Source organism: Alicyclobacillus fodiniaquatilis, from assembly GCF_042678105.1.
GTDB classification, from domain to species: Bacteria; Bacillota; Bacilli; order Alicyclobacillales; family Alicyclobacillaceae; genus Alicyclobacillus; species Alicyclobacillus fodiniaquatilis.
In genome coordinates this window covers 66,708-86,408 of the sequence record NZ_JBHUCX010000018.1, presented here as the reverse complement: position 1 = coordinate 86,408, position 19,701 = coordinate 66,708, and the positions used below count along the sequence as shown (strand labels likewise).

The 19,701-nt window shown below is 49.4% G+C and carries 16 protein-coding genes and 1 pseudogene; 4 read left to right on the top strand and 13 right to left on the bottom strand.

All coding sequences use genetic code 11. From position 1 onward, the window contains the following. Positions 1–147: 147 nt before the first annotated feature. Positions 148–1,095: a carbohydrate kinase family protein gene (locus tag ACFSB2_RS05865; protein WP_377942108.1), complete on the bottom strand. Its 948-nt coding sequence runs from the start codon at positions 1,093–1,095 to the stop codon at positions 148–150. A 228-nt stretch (positions 1,096–1,323) separates the two neighbouring features. Between ACFSB2_RS05865 and ACFSB2_RS05860 the strand changes: the two genes are divergently transcribed. Next, the gene (locus ACFSB2_RS05860; RefSeq protein ID WP_377942107.1) at positions 1,324–1,839 is read left to right on the top strand and encodes an acyl-CoA thioesterase; all 516 of its coding nucleotides are present in this window, start codon (positions 1,324–1,326) and stop codon (positions 1,837–1,839) included. A 216-nt stretch (positions 1,840–2,055) separates the two neighbouring features. On the opposite strand, the gene ACFSB2_RS05855 is transcribed toward ACFSB2_RS05860, so the two are convergent. Next, a complete protein-coding gene (locus ACFSB2_RS05855; RefSeq protein WP_377942106.1) occupies positions 2,056–2,499 on the bottom strand; it encodes an Rrf2 family transcriptional regulator in 444 nt (147 codons plus the stop codon). Between the two features lie 219 nt (positions 2,500–2,718). Here ACFSB2_RS05855 and ACFSB2_RS05850 point away from each other — a divergent pair. Together ACFSB2_RS05850 and ACFSB2_RS05845 are read left to right on the top strand one after the other, a co-directional pair. Next, positions 2,719–3,247: pseudogene (locus ACFSB2_RS05850) on the top strand (globin domain-containing protein); the annotation flags it as partial. Positions 3,248–3,344: 97 nt separating this feature from the next. Then, positions 3,345–3,953, top strand: coding sequence for a pentapeptide repeat-containing protein (locus tag ACFSB2_RS05845; protein ID WP_377942105.1), 609 nt, complete (start codon positions 3,345–3,347; stop codon positions 3,951–3,953). A 76-nt stretch (positions 3,954–4,029) separates the two neighbouring features. Here the strand turns inward: ACFSB2_RS05845 and ACFSB2_RS05840 are convergent, their stop codons facing one another. From ACFSB2_RS05840 to ACFSB2_RS05815, 6 genes are all read right to left on the bottom strand, one after another. Then, positions 4,030–5,322 carry a glycosyl hydrolase family 18 protein gene (locus ACFSB2_RS05840; protein WP_377942104.1) on the bottom strand — a complete coding sequence of 431 codons (1,293 nt, stop codon included), beginning with the start codon at positions 5,320–5,322 and terminating at the stop codon, positions 4,030–4,032. A gap of 78 nt (positions 5,323–5,400) precedes the next feature. Continuing rightward, on the bottom strand, positions 5,401–6,861 hold the full coding sequence (locus tag ACFSB2_RS05835; protein WP_377942103.1) for a hypothetical protein: 1,461 nt from the start codon (positions 6,859–6,861) through the stop codon (positions 5,401–5,403). Positions 6,862–6,870: 9 nt separating this feature from the next. Then, complete coding sequence (locus tag ACFSB2_RS05830; RefSeq protein ID WP_377942102.1) at positions 6,871–7,734, bottom strand: hypothetical protein; 864 nt, start codon at positions 7,732–7,734, stop codon at positions 6,871–6,873. Between the two features lie 83 nt (positions 7,735–7,817). Then, positions 7,818–9,605, bottom strand: a complete 1,788-nt coding sequence (locus tag ACFSB2_RS05825; RefSeq protein WP_377942101.1) for an ABC transporter ATP-binding protein — start codon at positions 9,603–9,605, stop codon at positions 7,818–7,820. Beyond that, positions 9,602–11,344 (bottom strand): ABC transporter ATP-binding protein, encoded by a 1,743-nt coding sequence (locus tag ACFSB2_RS05820; protein ID WP_377942100.1) that lies wholly within the window; start codon positions 11,342–11,344, stop codon positions 9,602–9,604. The genes ACFSB2_RS05825 and ACFSB2_RS05820 overlap by 4 nt, the downstream gene beginning before the upstream one ends. A 111-nt stretch (positions 11,345–11,455) precedes the next feature. Then, on the bottom strand, positions 11,456–12,994 hold the full coding sequence (locus ACFSB2_RS05815; protein WP_377942099.1) for a Na+/H+ antiporter NhaC family protein: 1,539 nt from the start codon (positions 12,992–12,994) through the stop codon (positions 11,456–11,458). A gap of 187 nt (positions 12,995–13,181) precedes the next feature. On the opposite strand from ACFSB2_RS05815, the gene ACFSB2_RS05810 reads away from it, so the two are divergent. Next, the gene (locus ACFSB2_RS05810) at positions 13,182–13,634 is read left to right on the top strand and encodes a hypothetical protein (RefSeq protein ID WP_377942098.1); all 453 of its coding nucleotides are present in this window, start codon (positions 13,182–13,184) and stop codon (positions 13,632–13,634) included. Positions 13,635–13,702: 68 nt separating this feature from the next. Here ACFSB2_RS05810 and opp4C read toward each other — a convergent pair whose 3' ends face one another. The 5 genes from opp4C to ACFSB2_RS05785 form a co-directional block, all read right to left on the bottom strand. Next, on the bottom strand, positions 13,703–14,611 hold the full coding sequence (gene opp4C / locus ACFSB2_RS05805; RefSeq protein WP_377942097.1) for an oligopeptide ABC transporter permease: 909 nt from the start codon (positions 14,609–14,611) through the stop codon (positions 13,703–13,705). A 17-nt stretch (positions 14,612–14,628) separates the two neighbouring features. Beyond that, positions 14,629–15,588, bottom strand: coding sequence for an ABC transporter permease (locus tag ACFSB2_RS05800; protein ID WP_377942096.1), 960 nt, complete (start codon positions 15,586–15,588; stop codon positions 14,629–14,631). Between the two features lie 81 nt (positions 15,589–15,669). After that, positions 15,670–17,403, bottom strand: coding sequence for an ABC transporter substrate-binding protein (locus ACFSB2_RS05795; RefSeq protein ID WP_377942095.1), 1,734 nt, complete (start codon positions 17,401–17,403; stop codon positions 15,670–15,672). A 56-nt stretch (positions 17,404–17,459) separates the two neighbouring features. Continuing rightward, a complete protein-coding gene (locus tag ACFSB2_RS05790) occupies positions 17,460–18,425 on the bottom strand; it encodes an ABC transporter ATP-binding protein (protein WP_377942094.1) in 966 nt (321 codons plus the stop codon). 12 nt (positions 18,426–18,437) lie between these two features. Further along, entirely contained in the window at positions 18,438–19,406 is a 969-nt protein-coding gene (locus ACFSB2_RS05785; RefSeq protein ID WP_377942093.1) for an ABC transporter ATP-binding protein, read from the bottom strand. Positions 19,407–19,701 lie beyond the last annotated feature (295 nt).

The following is a 19,701-nucleotide window of genomic DNA, read 5'->3' as shown; positions in this document are numbered from 1 at the left end:
TTTCATTTTTCTTTTCGGGAGCAATATTTTGTCTATTTATACAACGGTGGTTTAGGCCTGTCAAGGCGTACAACGCCCTTTTTCACACCGTATGGGCGCTGACGTGAAATACAAGACAGCAGAACAGCGTGTACAATGTGATTCTGATTATAACATCGCTTCCACTTCGGCCAACCCAGGCAATGCAGAAAAACTTCCAGACTTGGTGGTCGTCAAACCACCTGCCACGTTGGCAAAACGCACGAGGTTGCGCATTTGTGCTTCACTTTGCAGCGATGCTTGAGAACCACCACGTGTCAGCGCATATAAAAAGGCGCCTAGAAACGCGTCTCCAGCGGCGGTGGTGTCCACTGGTTGCACAGCGATGGAAGCGACATGCCCAGTAAAATCTGGTGTCGCGTACGTGCAACCTTGTTCCCCCTGCGTCACCAGATACACCGCCGTCTGGTTGAGTGATTGTATAGACTTCAAACCATCCGCGATTGAATCTGTGCCAAAGAGAAACTGAAGTTCTTGCTCTGACAATTTGACAATGTGAGCCAATTTGATTCCTTCCAGCATCATCTGCCGCGCTAAATCAAGGGACGGCCACAGAGGCGGGCGCAAATTGGGATCAAACGAAATGAGGCACCCATACGAGCGCGCGCGCTCGACACCGTGCCATGTTGCCGATCTCGCCGGTTCGTTTGTCAATGACAATGAACCAAAATGGAACACCTTGCTATCCTTTAAACAGTGATCGGAGATTTCAGTGACCGCAAGTTGTGTATCTGCGCCAGGATTGCGCGCAAACGAAAAGGTTCGCTCTCCTTGCGCGTCCAGCTGGACAAACGCCAATGTGGTCGCTTCATCGCCCCGCACCAATCCCTCGGTGTCAATGCCTGCGTCCAGCAGCGAGCCTTCTAAAAAGGCGCCAAATTCATCATTGCCCACCTTGCCGATAAATCGCGCTGTTCCGCCCAAACGAGTCACGGCGGCCAGCACATTTGCTGGCGCGCCCCCAGCAGAGCCACGAATGCTTCGCGGCGTAGATGCATTCGAACCAACAATGGTAAAATCGATGAGTAGTTCACCAAGACCAACAACGTCAAACAAGCCATTCAACTCCTCCGGGTCCAATAAAAGCGATTTCATTTTCTATCATTTAGATCAAACGCGTCCTCCATGCCATCGACGCTGGCGTGATCATGGTATTACATGAATTGGATTAAACGGCCTCACTTTTGCTATACTTAAACATTGATGCAGACGTCATCTGCGCAATCTGCACACATTTCATCTAGCGTATCGCAAACGCTTGAGTAGGGTACGAGGTGTCCCCATATGCATCGAGAGAAAAAATTCTGCAAAGAATCGCGCGTCATTAAAACCAGCCATGTCCTGCCGCCAGACACAAATGTGCACAATACGCTATTTGGCGGCAAATTGATGGCGTATATAGATGATTGTGCGTCCCTGTCCGCCACGCGCCATGCACGCAATCCAGTGGTTACAGCATCGACAGATTCGGTCGATTTTTTGTCCCCTATTGGGATGGAAGACTCGGTTTGCCTAGAATCTTTTGTCACATGGACTGGACGCACATCAATGGAAGTGTTCGTAAAAGTCATCGCCGAGCATTTACTGACAGGTGAACGGCGGATTGCCGCGACATCATTCTTGACCTTTGTCGCCCTAGACCAACAAAAGGTTCCGATTGAAGTGCCAGAAGTGGTTCCAGAAACAGAAGAAGAACGCAAATTACACGAGACCGCAATCAAACGCACAGCCCGGCGCCGACAGCGGCGTGATGAAAGCCAACAACTGGCTGATTTCATCACAACCAACAAGCCCTGGTGATTTGCATACAAAAAACAATCGGAAATTCAACAATGGCGTTGACTCAACACTGGTTTCATGGATCCACCACGATTCATTTGCGCACGTTGGAGGTATGAATGACCACCAACGTCGCAATTCGACTGACCATTTGGCATACTATTCGTCACTTCAAGCGATAATCCCTTTCACAAACACACTACATTTCACCTCTCGCCTTACATTTGAGGATCGATTTCAAGGTCGACCCTGTTCGAATAATCGGCGCAACGCGGCGTGATCAACGACCAAGTCAGCCAAGGAATACGCATCCAGCACAGCCAGGTAGGCATTGAGCGCCTGTCGCAGTACATGCTTCAACCGACAACTGGGATCGAGCACACAACTGCCATTCTCTGTGTCAAAACACTCGACAAGATTCCAATTTTCCTCCGTTTGACGCACGACCCAACCGATGTTGATTTCACTCGGATCCTTACCCAAGCGGATTCCGCCATTGCGGCCTCGAATCGTTTCGATGAGGCCAAGTTTCCCCAATTTATGCACACTTTTCATCAAATGATTGCTGGAAATTCGATAAACATCTGAAATTTCTTGGATGTTCGCCAGCCTTTTCTCCTCTTGTGTCGCCAGATAAATCAACACTCGTAAGGAATAGTCGGTAAAAAGCGTTAAATTCACCTTATTTCACGCAACCTTTCTAAATTGAAGTGACTGTTTTTGCACTCGGTAGGTGTGGCCTATTCTCCGTCATCCACACCGTTCAAATCGACAAAAAGCTACCAATAAAGATGTATTTAAAATATATCTTTAAACAAAAACATGACTTATAATGACGTCGAATCAATCACTGATGTACATCAACGGCTCTCACAAGTATCGGACACGGAGGTTACAACCATGCTGAGTGAAGCGACGAGAAATGTGATCAAATCAACTGTTCCAGTGCTGGAAGTGCACGGTGAACAAATTATATCCCGATTCTATAAACGGTTGTTTGCCAGCCGTGAAAAAAATTGCATACAAACATCGCGGTTTCGGCGTATTGCCTGAGCATTATCCAATCGTTGGCGAAAATCTGCTTCAGGCCATTGAGGATGTGCTGTGCGACACAGCAACAGACGAAATCATCAATGCGTGGGCAGAAGCTTATGGCCTCATCGCTGACGCTTTCATCGGTGTTGAGCATGACATGTATAAACAGACTGAAACAATGTCCGGCGGTTGGTCTGGTTTTCGTCCATTTATCGTTTTCAAAAAAGAACAGGAGAGCGACGTCATCACGTCCTTTTATCTGCGTCCACAAGACGGTAAAGCCATCGCACAATATGAACCTGGCCAGTATATCACTTTAAAAGCGGATATTCCCGGTGAAAATTATACCCATCGCCGTCAATATAGCCTGTCCGATGCACCAGGAAAATCTTTCTAATCTTTGATCCAACATCACCTGCGATGCTATGATTGGACAATGGGTTTTATCGGGTTGCTTCTTCAAAACATTTCACTGGGAATGGGGGTGCCTCATGCAGTCATTCCAGAACGAGACATTTGCCGATGTTGTTTTTGACGATGACGGCTTCTCCACCGCCACATTCAAAGCTTGCCGTTTTCACAACTGTTCCTTTCGCGGACTGCGCTTAAATGAAATAGAGACCGAACGTTGCCAATTCTCCCATTGCGATTTTCAGGCGGCGACACTCAACGCTTCCATTCACCAGACCAGCGCCTTTTTAAACTGCAACTTCTATGTCGCAAACTTGTTCATGGTCAGTTTTCGCGAATGTAAGATGACCGGTTCGCGGTTTGATCAAGCCAACATGAGCAGCGTCACCATCGATGGCGGCGACTGGTCGTATACCAGTTTGCGCCTGCAAATGCTCAAAAAAATCAACTTGCAGCACGTGAATTTACATTATGCGGATTTGTACGCCTGTAACCTCGAAGGCGCCAATTTGCGCCACGCCAACCTGTCTATGGCAACCTTGACAAAGACAAAACTAAAAGGCGCTGATTTGCGGGATGCACGCACGGATGGTGTCAACTTTCGTGACATAGACCTGCACGGCGTCAAATTAGATATGACGCAAGCGCTCGCTGTAGCGAGATCGTACGGGGCGATTGTGGACATATAAATTGAAAGACGTGAGGATTTTGCCAAAACCCTCACGTCAAATCCGGCTGTAACCTTTCATTTTTTCCAATAAACTCCTATAGCTTTTTGACTGTGAACTGATCTTGCAGCAGATACCAAAGCTGTGGAAACTCGTTCCCCAACACCCACAAAGTTACGCCTCGCAAGTTGTATTCATTCACCAATGACAATTTGATGGCCGCACTCAATGGATCATCATACCAAACACGATGTTCTATCCCGCCGCTGGTATACTCATACCACGGCGATGCAGACGCCACATCCCAATTGACCGTCGATTGTTCGGTCACTGCCAAATTCTGTGCATCGTTATTGGAGATCCCACTGGCGCGCGTCTTCCCTTGCACATACGGCAAAGGCCAATCGTAGCCGTAAAGGGACAAGCCCATGAGAATTTTTTGTGGATCTATGACAGATGTCGCGTAATCGAGCACACTTCGAACTTGATTGACTGGCGCGATGGCCATCGGTGGTCCGCCGACCCATCCCCATTCATAGGTCATCAGCATCAGATAATCCACTTCTTGCCCAAGGGTCTTGTAGTCGAACGCCCCCATCCACGACTGATTCGGATTATCAGCCGTCTTTGGCCCCATGGCGATGGACACCGTCAGTTTCCGCGCGTGCGCCGCATCGCGAAGATCGAGAATAAACTGATTGTACAACGGTCGATCCGCCGGTTGCATATGTTCGAAATCGACATTGACACCAGCATATCCTTTACTCGTGCATGTGGATAAAATCTGACTGATAAATTTCGTGCGCAATGAAGCGTTGGCCAAAAGTGTATGGGCCAGACTCGTGCTGAATGTGTTTCCGTCAAAATTCGTGACTGTCATCAAGGGTTGGATTTGATAGCGTTTCGCGGTGACCAACGCCGTACTGTCCTTTGGCGGGACTAACGTCCCATTTGCGCGCGCTTGATAGCTGAACACGCTGACGTACGTCGCGTCAGAATCGTTTGCTAAGATATTTTCGTCTGAGGTAGTGCCTGAAGGCGTCAAATACCCATTCACTTCAATCGCTCGCTTTGATGCAGAGCGCACTGGCAAATAAATGCGCGTCCCTACAGGCAATGACGTCTGGCTGGCCTTCAGCCCCGTCCAAGCCTGAAAGATCTCATCGGACACACCAAATTTCTGCTTAATTTGAGCAACTGTATCTCCTTGTTGAATCACATACGACTGAACGGCAAATCCTTCTCTCGTCGGGATCAACAATCCAAGTCCAGGGACGATCACGTTCTGGGACGAAAGTTCATTCACATGCACGATGTCACGCACGGATACGCCGTACTGTTTCGCAATGTCGCGTAATGTCTCACCTTGTATAACGCGATGGACGCGCATTTCGTTCACTCCCTGCCGCCAATAAGTCTGTGTATCCTATGCAACAAGCAGCACATTGGGCATTCGTCCGTCACGATTTTATGAACTTTGGTTTTTCACAAATAACTCTGCATTTGGACCGCTGTACACAATATGCCAATCCGGGCTGTTGGTCAGATAGACGGTCAGCGCATAGCCATAGGGCAACAAGGCCGATTTAAAGTGATATTTGTCCAGCAGTTCCGGCGCATCCCAGGCTAAATTTTGCAAATCCATGTAGTCGGCAAACACGTTCTTGTGCAAGAAAATATCGGTTCTTCCATCGACAAACGTCGGGATGTGATTCAAAATCAGATACCCGCCAAAGTCGTATGCGTTCAACAGCGGCCCAGGAACATTGTGACGCTTTAGATATTTCACAGCGTCGATGGGGTATGCCTGGGGATCTAAATGATCTTGTATCGGTCCGCGCAAAGAGGGCATCTGGGTCGAAAAGTCTACGACGGCCCCTATCATCAAAATCGCATACACATACCGGAGCACCCGCATCGGGCGCTGCAATCCGCGCAGCCAGTCGGCTGTCATCAGGGCGATCAGCGGTGCGCCAGCAATCGCGAGATAGGGCATGAATCGTTGGTAGACCAGCGTCAATGCCAAACTGCCGCCAAAGTACAACAGATATTTGAGCGGCAATGGCTTTTTTCTGATGATGACCAGCAACAACACGGCGGCCACAAACGGAATGACGCCATACTTGTAGTACTGTGAATGAAAATCAGGCGAATGCCACTCATTGATGCTGCTGACCATCAAATTGTTGTTGGACAGAAGCGCATACGTGAATTCGTGATATGTATTTGGATTGAGGAAACCGATCATAACCGATACGGCTGCCGTCAACAGCAAGTATCCTCGAGCGCGCGACGGCAATGGCATCCTATCGAGTCGCCCAACGCGCGGCACGAAACTGACAATGACCTCAAACACCAACATGAGGATGCCAATACTGACAGAAGCATGGGCGTTGGCCCATATCCATACGAGCGGAGGAACAAGCCAAAGCATTTTCAGTTTGCCGCGTTGAACGTGGACGATGATCCAAAAAAACAGCGCGAACATCGTATAGGAAATCAACTGTGGGCGCAACACCCAAAAGGAGAGACCTGCGGCCACAGCCAGACTTGCTGCAATGGCAGAAAACACCCGCTGACCGCGCGATAGGACACAACAGGCCTGATATAATACGAGCACCGTGACGGTTTGCAAAAAAACCTCTAGAAACCAGGCTCCAGCAAACCCAAATGTTTGCAAGAGCCAAGCCAACATGACTTCAAACAGCCACTCTTGTGTGACCCAAGGCTGACCGCGCATAGACCAGGAAAACGGATCTGTCGTGGGAATCCGATGATGCGCCAGAATATATTGACCTGTCGCAATGTGCCATGGTGTATCTGGATCCCCGATGGGCCAGCCAGCGCGAACCGCGAAGACCAATAGCCAGATGAGCAGCAACAAAAATTCAAGTCGGAAAAGGCGTTCAACGCCGCGCAACCACCTCAAGCGTTCACCTCATTCACCTCTGCGGATGCGTAAATCGACATACATCACAGACATACACAGCATCGCGAACGGCGTCAGGAAAATACTGATGAGCGAATCAATCATCAAACCGCCGCCTGCACTGGGAAAGAAAACACTCCCCATCAATGAAAGGAAAGTCTCAATGACCAGACAAATGAGAAACAACATGACGAAAAAGCCAAACAATCGCTTTGCCTGATCACGTGTTAGACGAAATGATTGGCGAATGGCGCCAAAAAAACTGCGGTGTTCCTCCACCACCACAAGCGACACCATGGACACGCGCAGCAAAAACCAAATCACGCCGATAAACAGCGCAATGCTGCCGAGCACCACGATCACGGACGCCAACGCCTGTGACACACTGCCGAGCAAAGAGAAAATCAGGAAGATGATCAACGTAAATACCGCGATGAAGAAGACGTAAATCAATCCAACCAGCACCAGTGTGCCCACATTGGGCAAGAGACGGCGAAATGCCAAGTTGCCGGCCTCGCTCACTGTCACGTCTTGCTTTTTCAGCATGATCTGCGCCGTCATATGAACCAAAATGCCCTGCAAAAGCGGCACCACCAGCAACATGTACATCAAGCCCAAGACGATAAACCATATCTCACTGCCATGCGGCAACACACTTAAAAGTGAGCTGGTCTGCGCATTTGACCCGACATCCGTCATCAACTGCTGCATTTCATCAGACGACAACATCGTGAAATGCGCCTGAACATAGGCCGCAATCATGGCATATGGGAACAAAATAGACAAAGAAGCCGTTAGGACGAAGCGAAACCGCCGACGGTATAAAAACCAGCCGGCTTGAATCACTTCGCGAACGGACCGTGGTTTCAGCATTTACAATAACTCCCCTTCACGTCAAGCAACCATGATGATATCTCTTACGATGTTTAGAAACAAACACATCATAGCACAGTTGCTCAAGAGGAGTACGGCAGTTCTATGCCACTCTCTGCGTCCAATTGTGCATATAAACCGCCTAAACTGACCAGTTCACTGTGTGTGCCTTGTTCAACGAGATTCCCTTTGTCGAAGACGAGAATGTTGTCAGCTTGGCGAATGGTCGACAGTCTATGCGCAATCACCAATGTCGTGCGCGCTTTCGCCACCGCGGTGAGTCCCCGTTGAACCAATTCTTCTGTGTGACTGTCAAGACTGGCAGTCGCCTCATCGAGAATCAACACACGTGGATCCAAAGCGACAATGCGCGCAAAGGAGATCAGTTGCCGTTCTCCCATTGATAGATTGGATCCTTTGCCATACAACTGTGTGTGATATCCATCAGGCAAACGTTCGATGAGCGTGTGCGCCCCGACCACCTTTGCCGCATGATATACCACTTCTTCCGGTATATCCTCACGGAACAAGCGAATGTTATCCAACACAGTTCCTGTGAACAAACTAACTTCCTGCTGCACAATGCCCATCAAAGCGTGCAGGTCCTTTTGCTTGTATTGCTGAATGGGCTTTCCATCTAATGTGATGACGCCCTCTTGTGGTTCGTAAAAACGGGTCAAGAGACTCATGACAGAGCTTTTGCCCGCGCCCGTGGCGCCGACAACACCGACAAACTGCCCAGGCTCGACTGTGAAATTGATGTCTTTGAGCACCGGCTGGTTTGGCAGGTAGCCAAACGTGACATGCTCAAACGCGACATGTCCTTGAATTCGTCCAGTATCTATTGAAACCGTTGCCGGCAAATCTTGAATTTCCGGCTCAATCACCAGCACTGAACCAATTCGATCCGCCGCCACCATCGATGACTGAAGCGTGTTCCAGTTCTGGGTGATGGAGTTGATCGGCTGGAAGAACTGTTGAATGTAACGAATGAATGCATACAGTATTCCAAAGTCAATGGCGTTTTTCAAAACTGCCTCGCCGCCAATCCACACGACTGCAGCAATCGCGAGATTTCCCAAAATCTCCAAAGAACGATTAAAGCGAACTGACGTAAGATACTCCTTGATGTTGGCGTCCCGATGCGACACATCCAAGGCGAGAAACGCCTGTTGTTGGCGACGTTCCTGGTGAAACATCTGGATGATGCGCATCCCCGCGAGATTTTCCGCCAAGAACGCGTTCAATGTGGATAACCGCGTTCTCGTCGCCTGATAAGCCCGTCGCAACTGCCCGCGAAAGACCAGTGATATCCCAAAAATGATGGGAATGAGGACCATCGCATAGCTGGCGATGCGGACATCGAGCCGGAACATCATGAAGATAATCATCACCAGTGACAATCCGTCGCGAATCAAGCTCAAAAAGAAATTGGTGAAAAATTGGCTGATGGTCTCCGTGTCGTTGGATACGTTTGTGACCAATCGACCAATCGCCCGCTGATCAAAAAAGCGCATGGCCTGCTTTTCAATGTGCTCGAACAAAGCGATACGTATCGCTTTGATGGCGCTTTGACCGGCGAACTGCAACAACAGCATTTGCGCAAAGTTGGCAGCTACACCGATGATGACCACACCGATATAGACGGCGGAGATGACAATCAGCCCATGGTAGTTCGGGTGTTTGCTTGAAATGTCACTGTCAATCGCCACCTTGACCAGATAAGGCTGCAAAACAGAGGTTGCGTTAAAAATCACGACCAAGACCAGCACCAGCACAAAATGCCAAAGATAAGGTCGAGCATATGGCAACAGACGAGCTAGGCTGACCATACCAGATGTACGAGATGATTCAGGTTGGGTTGTGCTCATTGTTCCAGCGGCGCCCCCTCTTGCTGCATTTGATACGTTTTTGCATATAAACCGCCAAGTGCAAGCAACTCTTCATGTGTACCGCGCTCAGCGACCCGTCCCTCTTCCAGGACGAGAATCAAGTCTGCATGTCGCACAGCTGACAGGCGATGCGCAATGATGATGGTTGTTCGATCCCGCCGGACGCGCTCAAGCGCATCGATGATTTTCTTTTCCGTTTTCATGTCCACGGCCGACAGGCTGTCATCCATGATGAGAATGGGCGATTGTTTGAGAAACGCGCGAGCGATGGCCGTTCGCTGCCGCTGTCCCCCAGACAAAGTGACGCCCCGTTCACCAATGACCGTGTCAAACTGCTCGGGAAAATCCATGATGTCGTCATAGACACAAGCTTGTTTGGCGGCCATTTCAATCTCCTCTTGTGTGGCATCCGCTTTCCCGAAGGAGATGTTCTCACCAACCGTGGTGGAAAAGAGAAATCCATCCTGCGGCACATAGGCAATTGCCTCCCGCAAGGTCGCAAGCCGGATATCGCGAATATCGTGTCCATCGACAAAGATACTATGTTCCGGAGGATCAAAAATGCGAGGCAGCAAGTTTGCCAACGTCGTCTTCCCGGCGCCGGTGCGTCCCACAACGCCCAGTGTCTGACCACGCTTCAGCTCAAAGGACACGTCGCTTAACGCCACATCTTTCGCATCCGTATACCGGAATCCAGACACATTGACTTGAATGTCTCCTTGAATATTTACATCCACTGGATGTTCGACATCAGCAATGCTTGGCTTTTCGGATAGCAGCACCTGCAAGCGGATCAACGAAGCTGAGGCCCGCTGAAAGTTGTTGATGACAAACCCGATTTGCATCACCGGTTGCACCAACATACCCAAATACAGCGTAAAAGCGACGAAGGAACCCAATTCAATTTGCTTTGAAAGCGTCAAATAGCCGCCATACAGAAGCGCGATGGCAAAACTCAGTGAACTCATTGTCGGGATGACCGCCTGAAACGTGGCGCTGCGACGGAACATGTCCATCTGCCGCTTGACAATTTCGTTCACACGCTCGCGAAAGCGGTTGGCCTCAATCTCCTCATTCGCCGTCGCCTTGATGAGCCGGATGGAACTGATGCTTTCCTCTGCCAACTCTGACATATCCGACAACCCTTCTTGCACACGACGGGACGAACTGCGAATCTGCGGTCCAAACCAGACGATGAAGAACGGAATGAACAAGAGTGGAATCACGCTGAACAAAGTCAATTTCCAACTGACGGTACTCAGCGTCATCACCAACGTTGCAACCATCAAAAAGATGGCGTTCGTCAGTTGGTTAAAACCAGATGAGACTGCCTCACGCACCTGGCGCACATCATTCATTGCGTGATTGAGCAAATCCCCGATGCTGTGTCTGCGAAAGTATTCGGTCGACAAGCGCTCCCAGTGCTCAAACAAGCGACGGCGGAGCAAAAATTCAAATTGCCGCGCCAGCTTGCCGTTGCGATACTGCCCCGTCGCAAAGAACAGCACGTAGACAACGCCGACGATAAACAACAGCCCGGTATACACAAGGATACTGTGATACGTGAGTCGATGCGCTTGCAGTGCATTGGTGAAGTCGCCTAGGATGTTGGGAAACTGCACATTGATAAACTCAGAGATGATGATTGCAAGAATAGAAATTAGGTAAGCCCATTTATTGCGACTGATGAAATCCCTTAAAAGTGATTTCGTATTCATCTTGCTTCCTCCTTTCCCTACAAATCGTGAACCTTTTAAAGATACTGCAACTACAAAAGCTGGGGCAAGTCGTCTACCGTGAAAAATGCCCCAGCTCGTGCGCACATTTGGCTAAAAAAGCCACTCAAACAGCAGATACAAGACCACACAAATACCTGCGGCAAGCGCCGCACTTTTTGTTTTGTAATTGGCATAGGACATGACAGGCAATTTCATCATTGTAGCCATTGCCACTGTATTGTCACTTAGCGGTGAGGCAAACCCGCCAAACGTCCCGCTGGCAAACACTGCGCCAGCAATGAGCGGCAAGTTGCCCGCTCCACCAGCAGCAAGCGAAAAGCCCAGTGGCATCAACATACCCCAGGTGCCGAACGATGAGCCAATAAAATAGGAAATAACACAGCCAAACACGAACAGCGCAGGCACAATGAACATCTGTGGCACAAAGCGCGTGATTTCTCGCTGACAGAATTGCGAAAAGCCCAAATCACTAGACACGGCTGAAACTGCCCAAATCAACACCAGCAGCACAATGACGGACATCATTTCATTGCCACCTTGCATAAAGCCAAACATGGTCCGACTGATGGGCTGTCGCCGGAATGCGTAAAAGACAAACATAAAAAACAAAGTGACCACCAACGCCTGCAACATCGCGGCCGACGCGTTTGCCTGAACCAATGCTTGAAATGCGCCACGTCCGCCATTGCTATATCCAGACCAGTATGTCAGGCCCAATGTCAACGACAGAAGAACACAAAGGGGCACGATCAAATTGACGGCGCTGGGTTGCACGCGACCAGAAACAATTTCCATCGGATCAGGGATTTCGTTGTCGTGGTGATCTTTTGTTTTTTTGTGGTTGATCACGCCGCGAGCCACGCCGCCAATTGCGCCTGTCTCCGCCGTCACCATGGCGCCCGCATGGCGCACACTCGACAATCTGCGCCGATGCGCTTGGATTGTATCCGCGCGCTCTGTCGACTCGGCGGATTTTTCGTGCCGTTTGCCAACAAAAAACGTCATGACAAACCCCACGGCCAACATCACCCAAGCAAAGAAATTGAAGGGAATGCTGCTGACAAACAAACGGTAAGGCGTATAAGTGCTTGAGGTGTGATCCAGCGACGTGTGCATCAAACCGACCATATAGCCGACAAATGCGGTACCCAGCGGCACCACAGCACACAATGGAGTAGAAGTGACATCAATTGCATAAGCGACTTTTTGCGTGTTGACACCCAGTTTGTTAAAGACGTGCTTCACCACTGGCGCGATGGTAATAATCCGAAAATCAGGCGCCATGAACGTGGCGAGGGAGGAAACCCATGTCAACCCGAAAGCGCCGCGTTCTGTCTGGACACGCTTGGTGACCCACGCGGAAAACCCTGTAACACCACCAGTCGCACGTATGAGTCCGACAAATGAGCCAAACCCGTAAAGGAACAATACGAGGTTTAAATTGCTGCTCGTCGCCGCCTCTTTTACGACATATGTAATCGCTGACTGCAACCCGCCAAACAAGGATGGATGCACCAGATATGCACCTATCAACAAACCCACGCCAAGACCTGGAATCACTTGCTTTGTCCACAGTGCAATGGGGATGACGACAAAAAACGGAATCAGGGACACGATACTGCCGTACATGGACATTCTCCTTCCGAGCATACACCCATAAAGTGCGCGGCAGAAGGAAAAACATGCACGGATATCGGCAACATTTGCGCGTGAAACGCACCTGTTTCAGTTACATCAGGCTGAACTCATAGTTCAATGCAGGTTGCGCAAATTAAACATACTCACCGCAGAAGCGCGAAAGGAGACTCAACCGATATTGTGGCACACATTGGACATGATTGAATGTGCGACCATTGTGTCATCCCTGGGTACACTGGCCATGGCCATCTGTTCCTTGTATCAATTACGGAGGAGCCAACGTGACTCATTCCTTCCCATTCTCTCCTTAGATGATGTAGAAAGAGCGTCATCCGGCGTATATCGACTGCAGGTGCGCAATTATGGCACAGGCCCGGCTCTGAATGTGCGAATCCAAATACATATCCACGAGAAGCCGTTGCAAGCCGTCACGTCATTTCAAGGCCATCGGTTTCATGTATGTCATGTCGCCACAAACGAAGTGAAGGAAATTCTGCTCTCCACCACAACGCCGTTATCAAATGAAATGAAACTGAACATCGATTATGAGTGTATTCGCCACCGCCACTTTGCCAGCGACATCCCCCTGCATGATTTTGTGCCCTTAGAAAATGAAGAATCCATACATTGACAACTGTGCTGCGACAAAAAAGGCTGCCTTTAACAGGCAGCCCAGAACGTTCAACTGGAGATATACGATTATTTTACGAATGACGGATCAAATGCGTCGCGCAATCCATCACCAATAAAGTTGATGCACAAAATGGTGAGCGTAATCAGTGCGGCAGGCGGTATCCAAACCCACGGCTCCGTCTGCAGCGTCAAGAAGTTCAAAGCGCCGGACAACACGTTCCCCCACGAAGGAGACGGTGGTTTAACCCCAAAACCGACAACGGCGAGTGCCGCTTCCGCACCAATCATGCCAGCCATCAACAAAGTGGCGTTCACAACCAATGGCCCTAAGCTGTTTGGCAACAGATGCCGGAAGATGATCCGCCACACGTTTGCGCCAGAGATTTGCGCCGCCAAGACATATTCACTTTCCCGAATACTCAAGAACAATCCCCGCACCAAACGAGTGATGCCCGGCCACGAAGTGAACGCGATGACGAGAATGAGCAACCATATGTTCGACACGTTGAAAATGGCCACGATGACGATGATGAGCAGAATGAACGGGAAGTTGAACATAAAGTCACAAGCCCGCATGATAACAGCATCTACCCAGCCCCCGTAATAGCCAGCCAATCCCCCCAGAATGATGCCGATAGCCATGATGATGATGGTATCGACAAAACCGATGAGCAAATCGGCGCGGCCACCGTAAACGTCGCGCGCAAACAGGTCAATTCCTTCGTCGTCCGTCCCCAACAGGTGATGGATGGAAGGCGGCAAATCGGTTTGCAACAATGAGGTCTGCCAAGCGCTCTGATGCGTCAAGAGCGGCGCGCAGATGCTCATGAGTGCAATCAACACAAGGATGATCACACTTGCGACTGCCAGTTTGTTATGCATAAATCGTTCAAATGCCAAACGGTTCGGGCTTTTTGTTTTTCTGCCCTGAACCACTTTTTCTTTGTCCTTGGAAACTGAAACATTGACCGCCAACTTTGTCCCCTCCCCTCTTAGTCGTAGCGGATACGCGGATCCACCATTGCATATAGAATGTCCGCAATCAAATTCCCGAGCAAAACGCAGACAGCGATGATGAGACTCGTCGCCATGATGACGTTGTAATCCCGCTGTTGGGCCGCTTGCAGAGTCACATATCCCATTCCCTGGTAGGCGAACAACCCTTCCAAAATCACGGCGCCACCGGCCAAGCCGCCGATGTCAAAACCAAACTGCGTGATAATCGGAATCATCCCATTGCGAAAGACGTGTTTGCGAAAGACAACGGACTCCGGCAGACCTTTCGCACGCGCTGTGCGAGTAAAATCACGCCGAGCAATGTCCAACATGGAGCCTCGTGTATAACGGCTGTATACAGCACTTGAAGCAAGTGCGATGGAAAACGCCGGTAAAAACGCGTGATACAGATGGTCAAGGACAGAACCCGCATTTGGGCCGGAACCAATCGCATTTTGCGATGGAAAGACATTCAGCTTAATGGCTAGCAGATAAATTAAGAATATCGCAATAATAAAGTAAGGCACCGAGAAGAGAATAATATTCACGATAGATGCCGAGTTGTCGAATGTCGAGTAAGGCTTACGCGCTTGCATGATGCCCAAAGGCACACCGATAATCAAAATGAAGACCTCTGCAAGTGCGGCCAAGATGAGTGTGTTGCCAAGCGCTGGCAAGACAAGTTGCGTGACTGGAACGTGTTGCGCGAAACTGTAACCCCAATCGCCGCGAATAAAGTTCCAAAGCCAGTCAACATATTGAATATATAATGGTTTATTCAATCCGTTTTCTTGAATTAACTGTTGTTTTAAAGCTTGAATATCTTGGATTTTAGGATTGATCATACTTTCGATGGCGTTACCTGGCGCTGCGTGCATCATGAGGAAGATAAAGATTGTAATTGCCAACAGCATGGGTATCATACCGAGTAACCTGCGAATAATATAGGTCCCCATGATAAATTCACCTCTTTTTAAAGAGCAGTGTCGGACTTGGGGACGCCCGCCTCCGACACCGCCGAAATCATTTCTCTGTCATTATTGGCTGATCCACCAGTTTTGAATGCCTGTATAGCCGCCAGGAATCCAAGAAGAAGCAGGAATGTGCACGTTCTTGTTGTATGCCCACGTGTCATCGCGATCATACAGGAACAACTGCGGCACTTGCTGGTTCACGTTCAACTGCCACTTGATAAACGCCTGTTTGCGATAAGTCTTGTTAAATGCCTTCGCACTGTAGGTCTCCGCAATCAAAGCGTCGTTCTTCGCATTGACCCAACGGCCAAAGTTTTGCGGGTCATTCGAGCCCCATGTGCCACGCGGATCTGGATCCGTGCCGACACCATTGGCCAAGAAAAACATATCCAAACCAGGCGAGTTGTTTTCCAACTTGGTGAGCATGACATTGAAGTCAAGCGGCGTACCGAGTTGTACATCCAAACCGACCGCTTGCAAGTTTTGAGCAACTGCTGTACAGATGGACTGTACTTCCGCGCTACCGCTGGAATAAACCAACGTGTATTTTGCCGTTTTGCCCGTCGCTGGGTCAATCCGGTACTTCTGGCCTTTTGGAATCGTGAACCCAGCTTCATTCAACAATTGCTTTGCCTTCGTCGGATTATAGCTGTATGTGTTCATGCCATCTGAAGGTTGTGCAGCTGCCCAGTCAAAGTACGGCAACGGACCGTAAGCCGGTTTGCCCAAGCCTTTGTAGACGCCCTGGATGATTGCCTGTTTGTCGACTGCATAGTTCATCGCTTGGCGAAGCTTCACGCTTTTGAACTTCGATTCGTTCAACTTCATGCCGACATAGCCATAGGACATTGCCGGTTGTGCTTCAGTTGAAAGATTTGAATCCTTTTCCATCTTGACAAATGAATTGGTATCCAAGTTGTTGCCTTCGATGTTCATGTCAATTTGACCATTTTCAATCAAACTCGGCAAAACATCCTCAGATACGTATTTCAATTGAACGTGCGCAATGTGCGGCTTGCCGTGCAGGTAGTTCGGATTGGCATCATACGTGATGCTGCTTTGGCCGTTGACCTTTTTCGGAATGAATGCGCCGTCCACGACCGTAGGCACTTTATCAAACGACATGTTCTGCCATTGGGAGAACGGAATTTTACCGAGAATGTGCGACGGCAACGGCGTGTAGCTCGACACATCGGCAGCCAACACAGCAGCATCAACGTTCGTGAAGTTCAATTGGAACTCCGTGTTGCTGATCTTTTTAAAGCCACCCGTATCGGCAAATGACTTAGCTTTGCCGCTCATCACATCAGCGGAACCGACAACCGGTTGCACCATGTAGCCATAGTCACCTTGGAAGGTCTTGTTGTATGCTGGCGAAGCGATGAAATTCATGAACAACAATACGTCATCCGATGTGATTGGCTTGCCATCAGACCATTTCGCATTCGGATCCAACTTGATGGTCAAAGTTTTTTTGTTTTTGGAATAGGACCATGACTTGGCGATGTTCGGCGTGAGGTTCAAGTTCTTGTCATAGGACATCAAGGGCTCAAAGGAAAGTTCCCACATGGCGAATGTCGGCGAAGCGTCATTCAAATACGGGATAAACATATCTTCCCATTTGGTCGTATCGGCCATCGTCAGTGTGCCGCCGTTGACAGGCTTGCCTGCAGCAGCATTGTTGCTTGAGCCACTGTTGTTGTTCGAAGATGTGGAGTTGCCACACCCAGTCAGCACAATAGCAACCGATGCTGCCACAGCAATTGTCGAAAGTGTTGTCTTTTTGATCTTGCTCAACGAATTTGCCCCCTTAAGTACATAGCGATTTATATCTTCAATCGCCGGACCGCGGATTAATGAAGGTGACAAGCCGCAAAGTGGCCTGGTCGTATTTCACGCAGTTCCGGACGCTGAATTCGACAGACATCCATTACCCTTGGGCAACGCGTGTGAAACGGGCAACCTTTGGGCGGATTGGCCGGACTAGGCACATCGCCCTGCAGAATGATGCGTTCTCGTTTTTCTTTCCGTTTCGCTTCAGGCGCTGCGGATAATAGCGCAATCGTATATGGATGAAGTGGGTTCTCATACAGGTCGGACTTTGGCGAGACTTCCACCATTTGTCCAAGATACATGACGCCCACCCTATCGCTGATGTGACGAACAACCGCAAGGTTGTGTGAAATGAAAATGTAGGACAAATTAAACTCTTTTTTCAAATCAACCATCAGGTTCAGCACCTGTGACTGAATGGAGACATCAAGTGCGGAAACAGCCTCGTCCGCGACAATCATTTTGGGATTTAGAGCAAGAGCTCGCGCGATGCCGACACGCTGCCGTTGGCCACCAGAAAATTCATGCGGATAGCGCAGCATGTCGTCCGGGCGCAATCCGACTGTTTCCAATAAATGCGCAACGCGATCGACAACCTGCTTGCCGGACGCAACTTGATTGACCAACAGTGGCTCTGCAATGACTTCGCGAATCGTCATCTTCGGATTCAAAGACGCGTAAGGGTCTTGAAACACCATCTGAAACTTGGTTCGAATGTTGCGCAGGCCGCGACCCTTTAATTTAGTAATGTCTTGTCCGTCAAAAATGATTCTTCCTTCGGTGGAGTCCATGACGCGCATAATCATTCGTCCAGTTGTCGATTTGCCACAGCCAGATTCGCCGACAATCCCGAGTGTTTCCCCAGGCGCGACAGTAAACGAGACCCCGTCGACCGCCTTCACATGACCGACAGTCCGTTTCATCAGACCTGCGTTAATGGGGAAGTATTTTTTCAAATTGGTAACTTCCAACAAATTTTCCGACATTTCAATCCCTCCTTATTCCACGAGGTCACAGCGCACGTGATGGCCATTGCGGACTTCGCGCAACGCTGGCATCTTCTCAAAGCAACTCGGCTGCGCAATCGGACATCTCTCCGCAAAGCGACATCCTTTAGGAAAATTCGCAGCATCCGGCACCGTACCAGGAATGGAGTACAAAACATCCTTTTCTTCATCAATCGATGGAATGGATTGCAACAATCCCTTTGTGTATGGATGCAGCGGCTCATCAAACAATTCATCGGCATTGACCGATTCCACAACCTGTCCTGCGTACATCACCACGACATGGTCGGCCATTTCAGCCACAACACCTAAGTCGTGCGTGATCAAGATAATGGCAGTTCCAAAGTCTTCCCGCATTTTGTGCATCAATTCAAGCACCTGGGCTTGGATGGTCACATCGAGCGCGGTCGTCGGCTCATCGGCGATGAGCAACTTGGGTTCACACACCATCGCCATTGCGATCATCACGCGCTGCCGCAGACCGCCTGACAACTGGTGTGGGTATTCATGTACAATTTGTTCGGCGCGCGGCACACCAACCACGTTGAGCACCTCGACGGCGCGTTTGAGCGCCTCTCGCTTGCTCAAACGCTGATGTCGGTGTAAAACTTCCGTAATCTGATCCCCTATAGTCAAGACAGGATTGAGTGCTGTCATTGGTTCCTGAAAGATCATCGATATGTCATTGCCGCGAACAGCGGTCATTTGCGTCTCGGTCAAAGTGAGCAAATCCTTGCCGTCAAGCACCACTTCACCGGACACGATTTTGCCGCGTGGCTGCGGCACCAGACGCATGATGGATAGAGATGTCATGCTCTTTCCAGAGCCAGACTCACCAACGATGCAAACAATCTGCCCTTTTTTCACGTCAATATCTATGCCATCGACTGCACGCACTTCAGCATCTTTACTGATAAAATAGGTGCGCAAGTCTCGAATAGACAGTAATGATTCTGCCACCAGAACTCCCCCCTCAAGTCAGATACACCCGTACCTGGCTTCCGGTCCCTGTGAATTCTCCGCCTCTTTCTATGAAATAAAAATTCACAGACAATTAAACTCTATATGCGGATTGTATATAGGCACAATAGGGTTGTAAAGGCTCCACAAAATGGTCTTTTCCCACTAGCCATGCGAAAATCCGCGCTATAACGGGAATTTTCGACTTTAACAGCGTTTCTTAAGAATTCTCTTATTTTCCACTTACGTAAAAAAACATGACATCAGAGGGCTTTTGGGCCTTTTTTGGACGCCA

Excerpts from the sequence above, each read along its gene's own strand:
- ACFSB2_RS05820 (WP_377942100.1), bottom strand. The coding sequence starts at position 11,344 with ATGAATACGAAATCACTTTTAAGGGATTTCATCAGTCGCAATAAATGG.
- ACFSB2_RS05825 (WP_377942101.1), bottom strand. The coding sequence starts at position 9,605 with ATGAGCACAACCCAACCTGAATCATCTCGTACATCTGGTATGGTCAGC.
- ACFSB2_RS05830 (WP_377942102.1), bottom strand. The coding sequence starts at position 7,734 with ATGCTGAAACCACGGTCCGTTCGCGAAGTGATTCAAGCCGGCTGGTTT.
- ACFSB2_RS05860 (WP_377942107.1), top strand. The coding sequence starts at position 1,324 with ATGCATCGAGAGAAAAAATTCTGCAAAGAATCGCGCGTCATTAAAACC.
- ACFSB2_RS05800 (WP_377942096.1), bottom strand. The coding sequence starts at position 15,588 with ATGGGGACCTATATTATTCGCAGGTTACTCGGTATGATACCCATGCTG.
- ACFSB2_RS05840 (WP_377942104.1), bottom strand. The coding sequence starts at position 5,322 with ATGCGCGTCCATCGCGTTATACAAGGTGAGACATTACGCGACATTGCG.
- ACFSB2_RS05815 (WP_377942099.1), bottom strand. The coding sequence starts at position 12,994 with ATGTACGGCAGTATCGTGTCCCTGATTCCGTTTTTTGTCGTCATCCCC.
- ACFSB2_RS05845 (WP_377942105.1), top strand. The coding sequence starts at position 3,345 with ATGCAGTCATTCCAGAACGAGACATTTGCCGATGTTGTTTTTGACGAT.
- ACFSB2_RS05790 (WP_377942094.1), bottom strand. The coding sequence starts at position 18,425 with ATGTCGGAAAATTTGTTGGAAGTTACCAATTTGAAAAAATACTTCCCC.